At 69.6% G+C, this 15,874-nt stretch carries 19 protein-coding genes and 1 pseudogene; 14 read left to right on the top strand and 6 right to left on the bottom strand.

Annotated features, from left to right (window positions below):
• The 4 genes from ACIRG9_RS31200 to ACIRG9_RS31215 form a co-directional block, all read left to right on the top strand.
• Window positions 1-159, top strand: a 159-nt coding sequence (locus ACIRG9_RS31200; protein WP_402864061.1) for a ferredoxin, incomplete at its 5' end; no start/stop codon positions are given.
• Between the two features lie 101 nt (window positions 160-260).
• Window positions 261-854 carry a sugar O-acetyltransferase gene (locus ACIRG9_RS31205; protein WP_402864011.1) on the top strand — a complete coding sequence of 198 codons (594 nt, stop codon included), beginning with the start codon at window positions 261-263 and terminating at the stop codon, window positions 852-854.
• Entirely contained in the window at window positions 851-1,432 is a 582-nt protein-coding gene (locus ACIRG9_RS31210; protein ID WP_402864014.1) for a TetR/AcrR family transcriptional regulator, read from the top strand. Before ACIRG9_RS31205 ends, ACIRG9_RS31210 begins: the two co-directional genes overlap by 4 nt.
• The gene (locus ACIRG9_RS31215) at window positions 1,429-2,718 is read left to right on the top strand and encodes an MFS transporter (protein WP_402864017.1); all 1,290 of its coding nucleotides are present in this window, start codon (window positions 1,429-1,431) and stop codon (window positions 2,716-2,718) included. The genes ACIRG9_RS31210 and ACIRG9_RS31215 overlap by 4 nt, the downstream gene beginning before the upstream one ends.
• A gap of 21 nt (window positions 2,719-2,739) precedes the next feature.
• Here ACIRG9_RS31215 and ACIRG9_RS31220 read toward each other — a convergent pair whose 3' ends face one another.
• Window positions 2,740-3,279, bottom strand: coding sequence for a ferritin-like domain-containing protein (locus tag ACIRG9_RS31220; protein WP_402864019.1), 540 nt, complete (start codon window positions 3,277-3,279; stop codon window positions 2,740-2,742).
• A 213-nt stretch (window positions 3,280-3,492) separates the two neighbouring features.
• Between ACIRG9_RS31220 and ACIRG9_RS31225 the strand changes: the two genes are divergently transcribed.
• On the top strand, window positions 3,493-4,602 hold the full coding sequence (locus ACIRG9_RS31225; RefSeq protein WP_402864022.1) for a CapA family protein: 1,110 nt from the start codon (window positions 3,493-3,495) through the stop codon (window positions 4,600-4,602).
• A gap of 77 nt (window positions 4,603-4,679) precedes the next feature.
• Here the strand turns inward: ACIRG9_RS31225 and ACIRG9_RS31230 are convergent, their stop codons facing one another.
• Complete coding sequence (locus tag ACIRG9_RS31230; RefSeq protein ID WP_402864025.1) at window positions 4,680-5,243, bottom strand: RICIN domain-containing protein; 564 nt, start codon at window positions 5,241-5,243, stop codon at window positions 4,680-4,682.
• A gap of 197 nt (window positions 5,244-5,440) precedes the next feature.
• Here ACIRG9_RS31230 and ACIRG9_RS31235 point away from each other — a divergent pair, with 197 nt between their 5' ends.
• Entirely contained in the window at window positions 5,441-6,418 is a 978-nt protein-coding gene (locus tag ACIRG9_RS31235; protein ID WP_402864028.1) for an ArsR/SmtB family transcription factor, read from the top strand.
• Here the strand turns inward: ACIRG9_RS31235 and ACIRG9_RS31240 are convergent.
• The gene (locus tag ACIRG9_RS31240) at window positions 6,390-7,403 is read right to left on the bottom strand and encodes an EamA family transporter (RefSeq protein WP_402864031.1); all 1,014 of its coding nucleotides are present in this window, start codon (window positions 7,401-7,403) and stop codon (window positions 6,390-6,392) included. The two genes, ACIRG9_RS31235 and ACIRG9_RS31240, sit on opposite strands and share 29 nt — an antisense overlap.
• A 79-nt stretch (window positions 7,404-7,482) precedes the next feature.
• On the opposite strand from ACIRG9_RS31240, the gene ACIRG9_RS31245 reads away from it, so the two are divergent.
• Window positions 7,483-8,373, top strand: a complete 891-nt coding sequence (locus ACIRG9_RS31245) for a LysR family transcriptional regulator (RefSeq protein ID WP_402864034.1) — start codon at window positions 7,483-7,485, stop codon at window positions 8,371-8,373.
• A 3-nt stretch (window positions 8,374-8,376) separates the two neighbouring features.
• Here the strand turns inward: ACIRG9_RS31245 and ACIRG9_RS31250 are convergent, their stop codons facing one another.
• Together ACIRG9_RS31250 and ACIRG9_RS31255 are read right to left on the bottom strand one after the other, a co-directional pair.
• Complete coding sequence (locus tag ACIRG9_RS31250; protein ID WP_402864037.1) at window positions 8,377-8,826, bottom strand: DUF3592 domain-containing protein; 450 nt, start codon at window positions 8,824-8,826, stop codon at window positions 8,377-8,379.
• A gap of 153 nt (window positions 8,827-8,979) precedes the next feature.
• Window positions 8,980-9,438 carry an Lrp/AsnC family transcriptional regulator gene (locus ACIRG9_RS31255; RefSeq protein WP_402864040.1) on the bottom strand — a complete coding sequence of 153 codons (459 nt, stop codon included), beginning with the start codon at window positions 9,436-9,438 and terminating at the stop codon, window positions 8,980-8,982.
• Window positions 9,439-9,600: 162 nt separating this feature from the next.
• Here ACIRG9_RS31255 and ACIRG9_RS31260 point away from each other — a divergent pair.
• From ACIRG9_RS31260 to ACIRG9_RS31275, 4 genes and pseudogenes are all read left to right on the top strand, one after another.
• A pseudogene (locus tag ACIRG9_RS31260) lies at window positions 9,601-10,431 on the top strand (Glu/Leu/Phe/Val dehydrogenase dimerization domain-containing protein); the annotation flags it as partial.
• 228 nt (window positions 10,432-10,659) lie between these two features.
• Window positions 10,660-11,217: a DinB family protein gene (locus ACIRG9_RS31265; RefSeq protein WP_402864064.1), complete on the top strand. Its 558-nt coding sequence runs from the start codon at window positions 10,660-10,662 to the stop codon at window positions 11,215-11,217.
• Between the two features lie 103 nt (window positions 11,218-11,320).
• A complete protein-coding gene (locus ACIRG9_RS31270; protein WP_402864043.1) occupies window positions 11,321-11,914 on the top strand; it encodes an ArsR/SmtB family transcription factor in 594 nt (197 codons plus the stop codon).
• Window positions 11,911-13,194, top strand: coding sequence for an MFS transporter (locus ACIRG9_RS31275; protein WP_402864046.1), 1,284 nt, complete (start codon window positions 11,911-11,913; stop codon window positions 13,192-13,194). The genes ACIRG9_RS31270 and ACIRG9_RS31275 overlap by 4 nt, the downstream gene beginning before the upstream one ends.
• 75 nt (window positions 13,195-13,269) lie before the next feature.
• On the opposite strand, the gene ACIRG9_RS31280 is transcribed toward ACIRG9_RS31275, so the two are convergent.
• Window positions 13,270-13,899: a TetR/AcrR family transcriptional regulator gene (locus ACIRG9_RS31280; protein WP_402864049.1), complete on the bottom strand. Its 630-nt coding sequence runs from the start codon at window positions 13,897-13,899 to the stop codon at window positions 13,270-13,272.
• A 228-nt stretch (window positions 13,900-14,127) separates the two neighbouring features.
• On the opposite strand from ACIRG9_RS31280, the gene ACIRG9_RS31285 reads away from it, so the two are divergent.
• Genes ACIRG9_RS31285 through ACIRG9_RS31295 form a run of 3 tightly spaced genes read left to right on the top strand, consistent with a single transcriptional unit; the run spans window position 14,128 to window position 15,810 of the window.
• Window positions 14,128-14,571, top strand: coding sequence for a hypothetical protein (locus ACIRG9_RS31285; protein WP_402864052.1), 444 nt, complete (start codon window positions 14,128-14,130; stop codon window positions 14,569-14,571).
• Window positions 14,553-15,119 (top strand): nitroreductase/quinone reductase family protein, encoded by a 567-nt coding sequence (locus ACIRG9_RS31290; protein ID WP_402864055.1) that lies wholly within the window; start codon window positions 14,553-14,555, stop codon window positions 15,117-15,119. The genes ACIRG9_RS31285 and ACIRG9_RS31290 overlap by 19 nt, the downstream gene beginning before the upstream one ends.
• A gap of 19 nt (window positions 15,120-15,138) precedes the next feature.
• The gene (locus tag ACIRG9_RS31295) at window positions 15,139-15,810 is read left to right on the top strand and encodes an HAD family hydrolase (RefSeq protein WP_402864058.1); all 672 of its coding nucleotides are present in this window, start codon (window positions 15,139-15,141) and stop codon (window positions 15,808-15,810) included.
• Window positions 15,811-15,874 lie beyond the last annotated feature (64 nt).

Below are 15,874 nucleotides of genomic sequence, written 5' to 3' on the forward strand. Positions count from 1 at the left end.
GGACACGGACTCTGCGCCCAACTCGCGCCCGAACTGATCACCCTCGACGCGAACGGATACCCGTCCCTACCCAACACCCCCGTCCCACCATGGCTGGGCAGCACCGCCCGCAAAGCAATCGCCATGTGCCCAGCCCTCGCCCTACGACAGGAAACCTGACGCCGGACGGCGAGCAGGGACCCGGCCGCCTCGGCCGGAAGTCCGACGCACCCCGCGACTATCGTTGTGTACGATCGTACGTTGCTTGTACGATCGTACGCATGACTCCTCTTGATCTTGCTAACGGTGACTCGCGCTCAATGCGGGAACGCATGCTCGCCGGCGATCTCTACCGGGGTGCGGACCCCGAGTTGGACGCGGCGATGCGCCAAGCGATGGTGCTGACGAAGGCGTTCAACGACAGCGATCCGCGAGACCCGGCGGGGCGCCGGGCCCTGCTTGAGCAGCTGCTGGGCTCGGTCGGTGCGGAGGTGGAGATCCGTCCTCCCCTGCAGGTCGACTACGGCAGGCACATCCGGGTCGGCGCCCGGACGTTCATCAACTACGGGTTGACGGCCCTGGACGTCGCGCAGATTCACATCGGGGAGGACGTGCTGATGGGCCCGAACGTGCAACTGCTGACCCCGACGCACCCGATCGACCCGGAGCCACGCCGCGCCAAGTGGGAGGCGGCTCTGCCGATCACGATCGGCAACAACGTGTGGATCGGCGGCATGGCCGTGATCTGCCCCGGTGTCACCATCGGCGACAACTCGGTGATCGGCGCCGGCGCGGTCGTCACGAAGGACATCCCCGCCGACGTCGTCGCCGTGGGTAACCCCGCTCGTGTCATCCGATCGGTCCACGACGGATGACCAGCCGGCAGCAGAGCACTGGTAGGAGCCGCCGCCGGTACGAACCGGATCGGCGCCAGCGCCTGATAGAGGTCACATTGGACGTCATCACCGAGCGCGGTGTGGCCGGAACGACCCACCGCCGGGTCGCCGCCGCCGCCGACGTGCCGCTGGGGTCGGTCACGTACCACTTCGCCAGCCTCGCGCATCTGCTGGCGGCGGCCTTCACACATCTGGCCGAGACAGCGGCGGCGGAGTTCGACGCGCAGATGGTGGAGATCGAACCGGGAGCCGACGCCCGCACGAAGGTCGTCGATGCGATGCTGGCCGACCTGGCCGACAACCACCGCAGCGCGATCCTCGCCTACGAGCTGTACGCCGCGGCGGCACGCGATCCCCAGCTCCGAACGATCACCCAGGAGTGGATGGACAGCACCCGTCGATCGCTGCAGCGACATTTCGATCCCGACACCGCGGAGGCGCTCGACGCGCTGATCGAAGGGCTCGTTCTGCATGCGACCCTCTCCACCCGGCCCGTCGATCCCGCAAAGATCAGGGACTCGGTCCGTCGCCTCGTACCCGGCGACGTGGCGGGATGACCGGCACCCCCCTCGGCGCGCCCGACAGGTCGCCGGCGCTGGCCGCGCCGGCGGGCGACGGCCGCGCGCAGGTGCGGGCCGCGACAGCCGCCGTGTATCTGGCGTTCGTCGGTAGCGGCTTCGCCTTCGCCACCTGGGCAGCCCGCATCCCGAGCGTCAAGAACCAGCTTCAGCTGAGCCCGCAACAGCTGGGACTGTTGCTGCTCGCCCTGCCCATCGGATCGGTCATGTCGGTGTTGGCGGCGGGGACGGTCGTGGCGCGCATCGGTCCCCGCCGCGCCGTTGCCGTAGCCGGTCTGGCCAGCGCCGCCGGGCTCTGCCTGGCCGGCATCGGCGCACAGGGCGCCGTCACCGTCACGGCTGCCGGACTCGCGCTTCTCGGACTCAGTACCGGCATCTGGGACGTGGCCATGAACGTCGAGGCCGCTGCCGTCGAGCAGCGGGCCGGCACGTCCATGATGTCTCGGTTCCATGCCTCCCTGAGCGCTGGAACCGTCCTCGGCGCCGGGCTCGCCGCAGCCTGCGCCGCTCTCCACATCCCGGTCGTCGCCCACCTGGCCTTCGTGGCGGTCCTCGTCGCCGTGGCGCTGCCACTGTCCACCCGCGGCTACCTGGCCACGGACACCCGGCCGTCCGCCAGCCGACCGACCCGCAACGCCCTGCGTGCGTGGGCCGAGCCACGCACCCTCGCTGTCGGCGTCTTCGTGTTGAGCATGGCGTTCTCCGAGGGCACCGGCAACGACTGGCTCGCGTCCGCCATGATCGAGGGCCACCACACCTCGGTTGCCGCCGGATCGCTGAGCTTCGCGATGTTCGTCGCCGCGATGACCCTCGGCCGATGGTTCGGGCCGCCGCTCGTCAACCGACACGGCCCGAGACTCGTCACCCGCGCCAGCGCGGTCCTCGCCATGTCCGGCCTCGCGATCACGATCTTCAGCCCACACCAGGCGTTCGCCCTGGTCGGTGTCATCATCTGGGGACTGGGCACCGCGATGGGATTTCCGCTCGGCATCAGCGCGGCAGCCGACGACCCGACCCACGCAGCCAGCCGCGTCAGCGTCGTCTCCTCCATCGGCTACACGGCCTTCCTGGCCGGACCCCCGCTTCTCGGCTTCCTCGCGAACCACATCGGCATCCTGCGCTCGCTCTCCGTCACCCTCGGCGTGGTCACGGTTGGTCTGCTCTTCACCGCGAGCTTCCAGGCGGACGGTAGGCGGCGACCACAGGGTGCAGGGACGACAGCGAGCGCCGAGCCCGCCGGCGCGGACGCGACGACGGGCAACTGATGCCCGTCCGCGCAACGGCGGTCAGCCCTGGACGCCGAGCAGATCCGTCAGGTCGTTGGCGTGCTCTTCCTCCTCCTCCAGGATGTCCTCCATCAGCCGGCGGGTGGTCGGGTCGGAGTCGCCGATCCACCGGATGATCTCCTGGTACGAGGAGATGACGATACGTTCGGCCACCAGGTTCTCCCGGAGCATGGTGTCCAGATCCGTCGCGGCCGGCGCGGAGTATTCGGTATGGGCGCGCCGAGCGAGCGTGGCGGGGTCGAAGTCGGGCACCCCACCGAGTTGATTGATCCGCTCGGCCGCACGCAGGCCGTGCTGCAGTTCCTCCGCCGCGTGCTCCTTGAACTCGGCGGCCACCTGCGCACGGTCGATGCCGGCAGCGGCGATCGAGTTCTGGATGTAGCGCAGGTAGCACACGATCTCGGTCGCGACGACCTGGTTGAGAATGTCCAGAACCGGGTCGGTGTCTCCGCCGTACGTCGCGGTGACCGGTCCTTCCTGCATCCGCCGGCGAGCATCGTCCCGGATCTTGGTCACATCGAGCGCAAACTGGTTCGGCATTACTGTCCCCGTCTTCCCCTGGCGTCGGGCTGGCGCGCGGTGGCCGGTTTACCCCGGACCGCCTGACTTATGCACGCCGACAGGCCGGCCAGGCGATTTGTCACCGAAACCGCGCACGAACCGTAGGTAGGATGATCAGCCGCGGCACGCGACGACGCCGATGTGGGAGTCGTGGCTGCGCCAACGTCCTGGCTCGGCCACTATCCTGTGCGGGTGATCAGCACCAGGGCGCGTCTGACGGTGGCGGCCTTCGCGGTCGGGACGGCATTGGCCGGGTGCGCCACCGAAGGGACGGACCGCCCGGCGGCCGAATGGCGGTCCCCGGCCGCGACGACGTCGAACGCCACCGCATCGCCGGGCGCCACCGAGCCGGGCGCCACCGAGACGGGCGCGACTGCGCCGGTCGAGCTGCGGCTGGCGTTCGCGGGCGACGTGCACTTCACGGGCCGCACTCGGCGTCTGCTCGACGACCCACAGACCGCATTCGGCCGCATCACGCCGGTGCTACGTGACGCCGACCTGACCTTGGTCAACCTTGAGACGTCGGTGACGGACCGCGGCACCCCGCAGCCCAAACGCTTTCAGTTCCGATCGCCGGCGACCGCGTACCCGGCGCTCCGCGCGGCGGGGATCGACGCGGCGTCGATCGCCAACAACCATTCCCTCGACTACGGCCAGGTGGGGCTGCTGGACACCCTCGACGCGGCGGCGGACGCGAACTTCCCGGTGTTCGGCGCGGGCCGCGACGTCGACGCGGCGTACGCACCGTGGCTGAGCACCGTGAAGGGTGTGCGGATCGCGGTGCTGGGGATGTCGCAGGTGCACGAGCTGGCCGCCCAGTGGAAAGCGACCGAAACCCGGCCGGGAATCGCGATGGCGTTCGACGAGGCCCGGGCCGTGGCCGCCGTGCGAGCAGCCCGCGATCAGGCCGACCTGGTGATCGTCTTCATGCACTGGGGCGTCGAGGGCAACTCCTGCCCGACAGGGGAGATGAAGACGTTCGCCCGCCAGGTGGCCGCCGCCGGAGCGGACATCGTGCTCGGCACCCACGCGCACACCCTGCTCGCCGACGGTTGGCTGGGTAAGACCTACGTGCACTACGGGCTCGGCAACTTCCTCTGGTACAGCGAGTCGCACAGCACCGACTCCGGGGTCCTGCGGCTGACCGTGCGGGGCCGGACGGTGATACGCAACGAGTTCCTGCCGGCGACGGTGTCGGGCACCGGGCAGCCCGTGCTCGTTTCCGGCGCGGCCCGGGAGCGGATCGAGGACAAGATCGCCACGGCGAAGCGGTGCACCGGTCTCACGACGAAGCGGCCTTGACCCCGTCACCGGCCCGGCGTCGCCGCCGGCGAACACCGCCGCAACTCTGCGAGAATCGCGGCGGTGTTCCTTTCGGGTCAGTAGATGTTCCAGCGCTGGTTCCAGTTGCCGCTGCAGTCCCAGACCTGCAGTGGCGCGCCGTTGGCGTACCTGACGTCTCGGACGTCGAGACAACGGCGGTCGGCGCCGTTCTTCAACATGACCCAGTTGCTGGTGCCGACCGCGGCCGGCCACCAGATCTGGTTCGACGCTCCGGTGCAGTCGTACTGCTGCACGGCGTTGCCGTTGCCGAGCCCCAGATCGGACCGGCGGTCGAGGCATTTGCCGGAGCCCCGGTTGACGATCTCGTAACCGTAGTTGCCGCTCGCGTCGATCTGCTTCGACCGCACCAGCCACTGTTGGTTCAGGGTGTTCCCCGAGGTGCGAAGCTCCCACAGCTGCACCGGCGTCATGTTGGCCGACGACCCGTTCGTCACGTCCATCACCATCGTGGGAAGACCGCTCGTGGGCTTGAACACGCTGATGTACCAGACGTTCCACTGCGGCCAGGAGTCGGCCTGGGCCGGCGTCGGAGCGATCGCCACGGTGAACGCCACCGCGCAGGTGGTGATCAGTGCCGCGAAGGCCTTCTTGACACGCATCGGATCTCCCTCTACTCGTCCGTCCCGGGATCTTGGCGAAGCCTGCGAAGGTCATCTTCAAGCGGCCCGGCACGGGCGGGCCACACCTTCAAGGCGAGCGTTAAACCTCTTGCCGTGGTGACCGGTTGCCAAGCGGGTCCGGCGCCGATTAGCGTGACCAACATCAATATAGCGAGCACAACGGAGGGCGGGCCGCCGTGCTGCGGATCCACTTCACCGCCGAGGATCTCGGCCGGGTACGGGTGCTGCCGGAACCTGATCCCATGTGGGAGACGGTGTTCAGCATCTTCCGCCTGCAGGAGCGTGGTCCGTCGCTCGTCTTCCACGAGTGGCGCCGAGCCGTCGCGCTGGCCTGTTCCCCGGAAGACCTGGCGATGCTGCGCGCCCTGGTGCCCGGCGGATACTTCCCGGACTTCCTGACGCCCAGCGAAGGCCAGTTCGGGCTGGACGCCGGAATCGAGGCGTTGCTCAGCACGCCGCGCTCCCGATTCCGCGCCGAGCTCGGCATTCTGGCCGGCCGGCACCGACTGCCGTCGTGGACCAGGCAACTCGCCGACGGCGACCGGGAGACCGTGCAGCGGCTTGCTGACGCGATACGCGGACACTTCCGCTCCGCCGTCGAACCGTACTGGCAGCAGGCACAGGCCCACATCGACGCCGACCGTGCCCGGCGCGCCCGGGCCTACCTGGACGGCGGCACCGAAGGGCTGCTGAGCAGTTACCTGCCGATGATGCGGTGGTCGTCGCCGGTCCTGTCGGTCGACGTGCAACAGGAGCAGGACGTACACCTCAACGGCCGGGGTCTGGTGCTGGTCCCGTCGTTCATCTCGATGAGCACCCCGGACTTCCTGCACGACAGCGCCCTGCCGCAGGTGCTGGTGTATCCGGTCGAGCACAGCGTGCCCGTGTCCGCCGCGGCGCCCGCACCGCGCATCTCGCTGGCTCCGCTGATCGGCGACACCCGCACCGCGGTGCTGGAGTCCATCGGCGAGGGCAGCAGCACCACCGAACTGGCCCGTCGGGTCGGGGTCAGCGCCGCGTCGATCAGCCAGCACACCGCGGTACTACGCAGCGCCGGGCTGATTCGCACCGGCCGCGTCGGAAAGGCGGTGCTGCACACGCTCACGCCCCTTGGGGACGCGTTGCTCAAGCGAGGACTCGCGACTGTGGCGTAGCGGCCGGCATCGGGCCGAGGCGACCTGGTGGGAGGCCCTCCGGCGGGCCGCCCGCGATGTCCGCCGCGCCCTTCCGCGCGCGGCCGGGGGTGGGAGCCTGTCCCGCGACGATCGCGGCGAGTGAGAGTGCGAACCCCACGAGTTGGATCGGGCCGAGCGTCTGGCCGAGCAGGGTGGCGCCGAGAACGGCGGCGACCAGCGGCGAGAGCAGGCCGAGAACCGCGACAGAGGTGACCGGCAAGGTGGTGATGCCGCGGAACCACAGGACGTAGGTGAGCAGGCCGCCGACCAGACCGAGCCAGAGGTAGCCGAGGGCGGCGCCCGGATCGATCGCGGGCGGTGCCCCCTCGACAAGGTAGGTGACCGGCGCCAGGAACACGCCTCCCGCGGTGAGTTGCCAGCCGGCAAAGGCGGTCGGACTGGCCCCGGCGGGCCGTCCCCAGCGTTTGGTGAGGGTCACGCCGAGCGCCATCGTGGCGGCGCCGGCAAGGCCCGCCGCGATCCCGACGAGGTCGAGCGCCGCATGCGGCCCGATCACCACCAGACCGACGCCGACGACGCCTGCCACCCCCCAGCAGAGGCGCCAGGCGGAAAGGTGCTCGTGGAGCACGGTTACGGCCAGGACGGCGACGACGAGCGGCTGTCCCGCCGCCAGGGTTGCGGCAACACCTCCCGGCAGACGTTCGGCCGCGACGAACAGCAGCGGCAGGAACAGTCCGATGTTCAGCACGCCGAGTACGGCGGCTTTCCCCCACCACGCCCCCTGCGGAAGCGTCCGGGTGATCGCCAGCGCGATCAGTCCGGCGGGCAGCGCACGCAGGAGTCCCGCGAACAGCGGGTGCCCCTGGGGGAGAAGTTCGGTGGTGACGATGTAGGTCGTGCCCCACACCGCGGGAGCGAGCGCCGTCAGGGCGATGCGAGGCAGATTCCCGGGGCGGACACTGTCGGCTCCGCCGACAACACTCTGTGCTGTTGGATTGGTCACGCTGGCAGTCTCACCTGGTGGCGATCAATGAGTCCAACACATGTTTGTCACCTCAACGATCTCAGTACAAGATGGATCGGTGGAGCTCCAGCAGATGCGCTACGTCGTCGCCGTGGCCGAGACGAACAGCTTCACCCGGGCGGCCGAACGATGTCTCGTGGTCCAGTCCGCCCTCAGCCACCAGATCGCGCGACTGGAGCGGGAGCTCGGTGCGAGGCTCTTCGAGCGCACCAGCCGCCGGGTGCGGCTGACGCCCGCCGGCGAAGCGTTCCTCCCGGCCGCCCGACAGTGCCTGGACGCCGCCGAGCGCGCAGCCGCCGAGGCCGCCGCAGCGGTCGGAGAGGTACGCGGACGGCTCGCCGTGGGCCTGATCCCCACCGTCGCCGCAGTCGACGTCCCGGCCGCGCTGCGGGACTTCCGCCAGCAGTACCCGCACGTACGCATCAGCCTGCGGGTGGGCGCGAGCGAGGAACTCCTCGCACAGGTCAAGCAAGGAAGCATCGACGTGGCCTTCCTCGGGCTGCCGATCACCGCGCGACCCCAAGGTGTCGCCGCACACGAACTCGCCCGTGATCGACTCGTCGCCGTGGTCGCCCCGGACCACCCACTCGCCGACGAACCGGCGGTCGACCTTCGCAGGCTGTCTTCCGAGACATTCGTCGACCTGCCGGCCGGAACCGCCGGACGTGCCCAGTCCGACCAGGCCTTCGCGGCCGCTGGTCTCAGCCGCGACGTCGCCTTCGAAGTGACCAGCGCGGACTTCATCGATCGACTCGTGGGGCAGAACCTCGGCGTGGCCATGCTCCCCGCCGCCTACACGCCTCGGCTCACCGGCGTCGTCACCATCGAGGTCACGGACGCGGCGACCCGCATCGAATACGCCATCTGGAGTGGCTACAGCCGTACGCCGGCAGCGACCGCCTTCCTCGGCATTCTTGACATCCCAATCAGGCCGGATGCGCGGGATTGATCATCAATACCTGGCGATAATGCCCCATTCGCGCGCCAGAGTGGTCAAGGCCACATAGGACACCAGTGCCATCGGCAGGGCGACGAAGAGTCGTACGTACACCGGGCCCCAGGTGTCCGGCCCCGCGATGGTGGCCCGCTTGTGCGGGCGCGCGGGGTCGTAGCAGACCCGTACCGCTGCGCCCTCCTCGTAACCGAAGGCGCCCGGCCGATCCTTGAACTCGACGGTCTCGCCGGCGGACGTGCGAAAGGCGAAGGTGAACTCGGTGCGAGAGTTGCCGATCGCCGAGCCCGCGTTGGCACTGTGGATGATCTGGCGCTTCGCGCACCAGCCCTGGGCCCGTTCACCACGTAGCACCAGGTGGACGGTGATCAGCACTCGGCGCAGGAACAGGAGGCACGTTGCCCCGCATACCAGGCCGGCGATCAGAAAGGCGCCTTCCATCGTCGTCATACCGCCACCTCCTTGTTGTGCCGCACGCGGTGTCACCAGCGGCCACCGTCGCGGCCTGCCGGACGCCGCACGGGATATTAGCCACTCCATCTGGTTCGGCAGCTGCGCGCCGGCAGACACGGCGCCGATTGCGGCGTGAACGCGCGGCCGATGTCACGGGTCGATCGGCTCGATGACCGGTTTACGGGCGTGCTGGTAGATCACCGAGCTGCGGAACCCAACGATCTCGCGGCGCCCGCTGAACTTGTCCATGAGGAACCCGCGCAGGCCGTCCACGCTGGGCACGGCGACGTGGACCAGAAAGTCGTCGGCGCCGGCCACGACGAACACCGACAGGACCTCGGGCAGAGCCAACGCGTACGCCTTGAAGCCCTCGATCACGGTGCGGCTGAGCGGCCGGACCTGCACGTGCAGCAGCGCCTGGACGCCGCGGTTGAGCGCGGCGAGACTGATCTCGGCGTGATACCCGGTGATCACCCCGCGGTCCCGCAATGCCCGGACCCGTTGCAGGCAGGTCGACGGGGCGATGCCGACCGCCCGGGCCAGTTCGCGGTTGGTCTGCCGCGCATGTGTCTGTAATTGGGCCACGATCGCCGAATCAAGTTCGTCCACGAACGGGATTCTCCCCGCTGCCCGAACATCGTTCGGAACTGACGGGTCGACACCGGCTGCTTGGCTACGGTCGGGTGCCACCAAGCGGCCGATCAACGGGGAGTCACCATGGCCACAGAAGCCGTCGGCGGGACCGGCGAGTTGATCCACGAACGCGTCGTCATGCGGCAGGGTCCTCGTTCCGGGCTGCCGATCATCGTCGCGGTGCACTCCACCGCGCTCGGCCAAGCCATCGGCGGCTGTCGGCTGGCCCACTACCCGCACTGGCGCGGCGGCTTCGACGACGCGCTGCGGCTCTCCGCTGCCATGTCGGACAAGTGCGCGCTGGCCGGCCTGCCGAACGGCGGCGGCAAGACCGTCGTCGCCCTTCCACCGGGCCACGTCCTCGACGCGGACGCCCGCCGCAGCCTGCTGCACGACGTGGGCGATGTGATCGCCACGCTCGACGGCGCCTACGCCATCGGGCCCGATGTGGGCACCGGTCCGGATGACATGGTCACGATCGCCGAACGCACCCCGTACGCGTTCTGCCGGCCGGCAGCGGCTGGCGGCAGCGGAGATTCTTCCCAGCACACCGCGGTCGGCGTGCTGGCCGCCCTGCACGCGGTGTGCACGCAGCGGTTCGGCTCACCCGACCTGTCCGCACGCAGTTTCGCCGTTCTCGGACTCGGCCGCGTCGGCGGGCACCTGGTCCGCATGCTCGCCGGCGCCGGCGCCACGCTTGTGGTCAGCGACATCGACGACGCCAAGCGGGAACTCGCCGACCGGCACGGCGCCACCTGGACCGGCCCGCAGAACTGCCTCACGGCCGAAGTGGACGTCCTGGTCCCCGCCGCCCTCGGCGGCCTGCTCACCGCGCAGTCGGTGCCGGCGCTGCGCTGCGCGGCGATCGCCGGCCCGGCCAACAATCAACTCGATGTCCCGGCCACCGCGGACCTGCTGCACGAGCGGGGCATTCTGTGGGCACCGGACGTCGTCGTCAGTGCCGGTGGCATCATCCACGCGACCGCCGTCGAACTGCACCACGAGACATCGGCGCAGGCCACCGCCCGGGTGCGGGGCATCGCCGACACGCTGGCCGGCATCGTGGGCGCCGCCCGCACCACCGGCTCCACCCCGGCCGCCGCAGCCCGACGTCACGCCGAGCGGCGGATCCGGCAGGGCCAGGGTCGCGCCAGAGGCGACCTGATCACCCGCTATGCCGCTGGGCCGGAACCGCTCGTGGAACGGACGGGCGAGGAGGAAAGGAGGGCAGGGCTCTTTCCCGCCGCCGACGATCGCCGGTTCAGTACTCCCGCCACCGGCGACGAGCGACCGATGCTGCTGGACCTGCTACGGGCCCAGCGCGCGACCCTGACGCTGAAATGCGCAGATGTGCAGACGGAACTGGCCCGCCGCTCTGTGCCGCCGTCGACTCTGTCGTTGCTGGGGTTGGTCCGGCACCTTGCCGACGTCGAACGCCGCTGGTTCCGGCAGGTTCTGGCCGGCCAGGACGCACCACCTCGATTCTCCTCGGAGACCGATCCGGACGGCGACTTCGACGGCGCGGTGTCCGACTCGGCGGCCGTCGGGGCAGCATGGCAGGCCTGGCACGCCGAGGTTGCGTTCGCGGATCAGCTGGTCAGCGAGGCGCAAGATCTTGACATCGAAGGACGCGACACCTGGCGCGGCGTCGTCTCACTGCGCTGGGTGCTCATCCACATGATCGAGGAGTACGCCCGGCACAACGGGCACGCCGACCTGCTCCGCGAGCGGATCGACGGGGCCATCGGCATGTGAGAACGAACGACACCAGCTAGGCCAACGGGGCCGGCATCTGGACGGCGAGGTTTCGCGTGACGGCGGGGTTGCGGCCATCAACGTGAGAGACTACTTTCGAAACATGTCTCTCACGAATCCGTACGGTGATGTGGAGCTGACCGCTCCGCAGGCGCTGCGGGCGTTGGCTCATCCGGTACGGCTGGCCCTGCTCGATCGGTTGCAGCGACACGGCCCCGCCACGGCCACCCAACTCGCACCGCACGTCGGTGCCACACCGTCGGTCGTCAGCTGGCACCTGCGGCACCTCGCCTCCTTCGGCCTCGTCACCGACTGGGACGGGGCGACGAACAAGCGGGAGCGGTGGTGGCAGGCGGCAGCCAAGGGCTTCCGCTTCACCACGCCCGACGACGCGGAGGGTCGGGACGCGGCGCGGCAACTGCTCGCCGAGATGTTCGCCCGATCCGCGGAGGCACCCCTGCAGTGGTCGCTGCGGGACGAGCCTCGGCTGGGTCCGGAGTGGCGAGCGCTGGCGGGGATGGCCGACACCCGGTTCGTCGTCACCGCCGACGAGTTGCGGCGGCTCGAAGAAGCGATCGAGGCGCTGCTCGCGCCGTACGTGCGGCGCAAGGGCGGCCCGGTGCCGGAGGGTGCGCAGGTCGTCCGGATGCTGCGGTATCTGCTGCCCGAGCCCGGCGACGACCCGGCGGCGTCATGACCACCACCACCACCACCAGCACCGCGCCCCTGCCGGCCCTACGCGACAATCGACGGTTTCGGACGTTCTGGATCGGCGAAACCATCTCCCAGTTCGGCGACCGGATCAGCGAGCTGGCCCTGCCGCTGATCGCTGTCACCGTCCTCGCCGCGACGCCCGCACAGGTCAGCATTCTCACCGCCTTGATCTGGCTGCCCAACCTGCTGGGCATGTTCGTCGGCGCGTGGGTGGATCAGCGGACCCGCAAGCGTCGCCTGCTGATCGTGGCCGACCTGCTCCGTGCGGCGGTGCTGTTCAGCCTTCCGGTGGCCTACCTGTTGGACGCGGTCACGCTGACTCAGCTCTATCTGGTGGCCCTGCTCACCGGGGCCGGTGCGGTGCTGTTCGGGATGGCGCGCCAGGCGTTCTTCGTCGCGCTGGTCCCAGCGTCGGCCTACGTGGAGGCGAACAGCAAGTTGAGCCTGAGCAGGGCGGCCTCGTTCGTGGCCGGTCCGGCCGTCGGCGGCGGTCTGGTCCAGGCGCTGACCGCCCCGGTCGCGATCCTCGTCGACGTGGTGTCCTTCCTCGGCTCCGCGCTGTTGATCGGCCGGATCCCGGTGACCGAGGCCCGGCCGGCGCCATCCCGGTCATCGACGCTCGGTCTGGTCCGGGACGGGCTCGTCCTGGTGCTGCGGCATCCGGTGATGCGCGCCGCTCTCGGCTGCACGAGTACGGTCAACTTCTTCACGTTCATCGCCAACGCGCTGCTCGTGCTGTACGCCAGCCGTGGCCTTGATCTGTCGGCCGGCGCCATCGGCATCGCGTTCGGCGTCGGTGCGGTGGGTGGGCTGGCTGGTGCGGCACTCGCACCTCGGCTCTCCCGCGCCATCGGGCTGGGCCGCACCGCGATGATCGGCGTGATTCTCTTTCCCGCACCCTTGGCGCTGACCGCGTTCGTGTCCGGCCCGACCTGGGCCCGGATCGCGGCGCTCGCCGCCATCGAAATGGTCTCCAGCATCGGTGTGATGCTGATGGACGTCAACCTCAACGCCCTGCTCACCTCGGTCACTCCCGACGATGCGCGGGGACGGCGGGCGGGCGCGTACAGCGCCGTCAACTACGGGATCAGGCCGCTCGGGGCCCTGGTCGGCGGCTGGTTGGGCACCACCATCGGCCTGCGCCCGACACTGGTGGTCGCGGGCCTCGGCGGGGTCCTCGCCGTACTGTGGCTGTTCGCCTCGCCGGTGCGCCACATCGCAAGCATCGAAGGCGCGACGGCTGACACCCCCGCACCGGGATGAGCGGGCGCCGACCGCGTCGCTGGAGCAGCACCCGGTGGCCTTCGAACGGCGGGGGCCGCCGGGAGCGTGCAGCGGTCAGGCGAGAGGCGCGGGGTCGGACGACGACCAGATCCCGCGTAGCGGTCGCATGCCCTCCTCGACGTACTCGGCGATAGGACGGTCGCCGCCGTCGAGGTACCACTGCTCGAGCGCGGCGAAGTAGCCGAATACGAGGGCGTTCGCGGTCACGCGCGCCTGTGCCTCGCTCAGCTCTCCGGTCGCCGCGATCAGCGGAGCGATCCGTTGGCTCGCCCGGTCGAGTGCGGCGCAGGCAGCCATCCGCACCGATGGTTCGGTGAAGAAGTAACGAACCCTGCGCCACGGGCTCCTTGCGGCCCGCGAGTCTCGTTCCGCGTCCTCGGGGCCGAGGTCTGGCTCCGGTACGGATTCGTACGCGCGGACGGCTCGGAGCAGGCTGCCGACCGGGTCCCCGGGATCGAGGATGTCTTCGAGCATCTCCCGGCTCATGCTGTCGAACTCGTCGGCGACGAGGAGTCCCTCCTTCGTGCCGAAGTAGCGGTAGACCGATGACGGCGAGACCTCTGCCGCGGCTGCGATCTCCTCGATCGTGACGGCGCCGAACCCGCGCTCGTCGAACAGATCGAGAGCGCGTTCCTGGATGGTGCGCATGGCCTTGATCCGCCAGCGCTCACGAAGCCCGGTCATGCGGCCAGGATATCAGGAGGTCACGCGCTTCAGACAGTGACTCGCAGCTGGCATTGACTCTCCGCAGGAAGTGACCTACAGTCGCTTCCGCTGATAGTGACTGTCTCTAACGGGACGTGCGCAAAGCGGACCGTCTCAGCCCGGCCGTGCGGGCCGCGAGAGTCCCCGACGGCGTCCTGACACCGCGTCCGTTTTGCCAACCCGTCTCAATTCGGAAGGACTCACGACATGACAAAGCTGGCGAGCAAACCGGGCAACCAAGCAGCCCTCGTGACGATGTACGTCGGCGTCGCGCTCACGGCGATCGCTGCCGTCTCCCCGTTTGTCACCACGACCGTCCTGGCCGACCACATCCAGGAGGGCTATCCGACCTACGCGCCGGGGGAGATCGACAACGCCGTCACCGCGTACACGGCGATCCTGGCCACGGTAGGGGTGCTGGGGCTTGTCGGCTGGCTCGGAACCGTCTGGGCGGTTCGCGCCGGCAAGGGCTGGGCCCGCCTCTTGGCAACCGGCATCTTCGCGATCGCGGCCTGCCTCGCGATCGCCGCTGTGACCACCAAGGACACCTCGGGCGACGTCGGTCTTGCGCCGCAGTTGGGCTGGCTTCAGCTCCTTCCCTGCCTCCCCGGCCTCGCGGCAGTCGTGCTGTTGTGGCGAAGGGCGGACTGATCGTCGGGCACCTGGCGCCGCGGAACATCGGCCGCGCCGTCATACGCGGGGCCGCCGCGCTCAAGCGCTCGATGTATCGAGGCGGACGGCCCAACGCATTCATGCGGCTCGTGAACCGTCTCGACGCCCTGGTGTACGGATCCCGGTGGCTGTCACCGCGCCGTACCGCCGTTCTCAAGGTGGTGGGGCGCCGCACCGGGGCCGTCACCTCGGTCCCGGTCGCGGTCGCGGAACACCAAGGTGCCGAATTCCTCGTGTCGATGCTCGGCCCGGATGCGAACTGGGTGCGCAACGTCCGGGCCGCGGGTGGCAGGGCCGTTATCTGTCGTCAAGGTCGCGAGATTCCGATCATGCTGGAGGAAGTCCCAGCCGAGCGTCGTGCCGAGATTCTGCGTCGCTACCTCGCCATCGCGCCCGGCGCGAGACCGCATTTCGGGCTTGCGCCGTCGGCGCCGCTGTCGAGATTTCGCCAGATCGCACCTCGCCACCCGGTGTTCCGGATCCTCGAGCGGCCCGACGGCAACGGGACGCAGGAGACGGACAGGTGAGCTTGTAGGGTTCGTGGGCATGCAGAAACTGGTGCTCTTCGATCTCGACAACACGTTGGTGGACCGAGATGAGGCGTTCCGCCGTTGGGCGGCCGGATTCTGCGAGGAGCGGCACCTGCCGGCTGACGCCTTCGCCTGGCTGATCGCCACTGACGGGGATGGCTTCGTGCCGCGTGACCGGTTCTTCGGTGAGGTGCGGGAACGGTTTGGTCTCGTGGCACCCGTCGATCGCTTGTGGGCCGATTACCGGCGGCGGATGCCGGCGCTGGTCAGCTGCCGGCCCGGGGTCCTGGACACGTTGGTTGCCCTGCGGCGGCAGAGCTGGCGGATGGCCATCGTGACGAACGGCCAGGCCGACAATCAGCTCGGCAAGATTCGTCGCACCGGGCTGGACCGGCACGTGGACGCCTGGGCGGTGTCCGGAGAACTGGGGGTCAGGAAGCCGGCCCGGGAGCTGTTCGAGGCCGCGGTGCGCGGATGCGGTCTGGAACTGTCGGACGGTGGCTGGGTTGTGGGGGACAGCCCGGCGCAGGACGTGGAGGGTGGCCGCGCGGCGGGGCTCGCCACCGTCTGGATCAGCAGGGGACAGGCGTGGCCGGCGGAACTGAGCCCGCCCGATCACGTGTGCGGCTCGGTCGAGGAGGCCGAACACGTGCTGCTCACTGAGCCATTCCGTGCAAGCGGGTGGTAGCAGTCAGTAGCCGCCTGGAATGCCGGGAAGGCGTGAGACGCGCCAGATCAGGTCCGGTACGAAG

Origin of the sequence: Micromonospora sp. NPDC093277, from assembly GCF_044765245.1 — a bacterium.
Lineage (GTDB): Bacteria > Actinomycetota > Actinomycetes > Mycobacteriales > Micromonosporaceae > Micromonospora.

What these genes read in the sequence shown, in the direction of transcription:
- ACIRG9_RS31205 (WP_402864011.1), top strand. Translation starts at nt 261, where the DNA reads ATGACTCCTCTTGATCTTGCTAACGGTGACTCGCGCTCAATGCGGGAA.
- ACIRG9_RS31210 (WP_402864014.1), top strand. Translation starts at nt 851, where the DNA reads ATGACCAGCCGGCAGCAGAGCACTGGTAGGAGCCGCCGCCGGTACGAA.
- ACIRG9_RS31215 (WP_402864017.1), top strand. Translation starts at nt 1,429, where the DNA reads ATGACCGGCACCCCCCTCGGCGCGCCCGACAGGTCGCCGGCGCTGGCC.
- ACIRG9_RS31220 (WP_402864019.1), bottom strand. Translation starts at nt 3,279, where the DNA reads ATGCCGAACCAGTTTGCGCTCGATGTGACCAAGATCCGGGACGATGCT.
- ACIRG9_RS31230 (WP_402864025.1), bottom strand. Translation starts at nt 5,243, where the DNA reads ATGCGTGTCAAGAAGGCCTTCGCGGCACTGATCACCACCTGCGCGGTG.
- ACIRG9_RS31250 (WP_402864037.1), bottom strand. Translation starts at nt 8,826, where the DNA reads ATGACGACGATGGAAGGCGCCTTTCTGATCGCCGGCCTGGTATGCGGG.
- ACIRG9_RS31270 (WP_402864043.1), top strand. Translation starts at nt 11,321, where the DNA reads ATGTCTCTCACGAATCCGTACGGTGATGTGGAGCTGACCGCTCCGCAG.
- ACIRG9_RS31275 (WP_402864046.1), top strand. Translation starts at nt 11,911, where the DNA reads ATGACCACCACCACCACCACCAGCACCGCGCCCCTGCCGGCCCTACGC.
- ACIRG9_RS31280 (WP_402864049.1), bottom strand. Translation starts at nt 13,899, where the DNA reads ATGACCGGGCTTCGTGAGCGCTGGCGGATCAAGGCCATGCGCACCATC.
- ACIRG9_RS31285 (WP_402864052.1), top strand. Translation starts at nt 14,128, where the DNA reads ATGACAAAGCTGGCGAGCAAACCGGGCAACCAAGCAGCCCTCGTGACG.
- ACIRG9_RS31295 (WP_402864058.1), top strand. Translation starts at nt 15,139, where the DNA reads ATGCAGAAACTGGTGCTCTTCGATCTCGACAACACGTTGGTGGACCGA.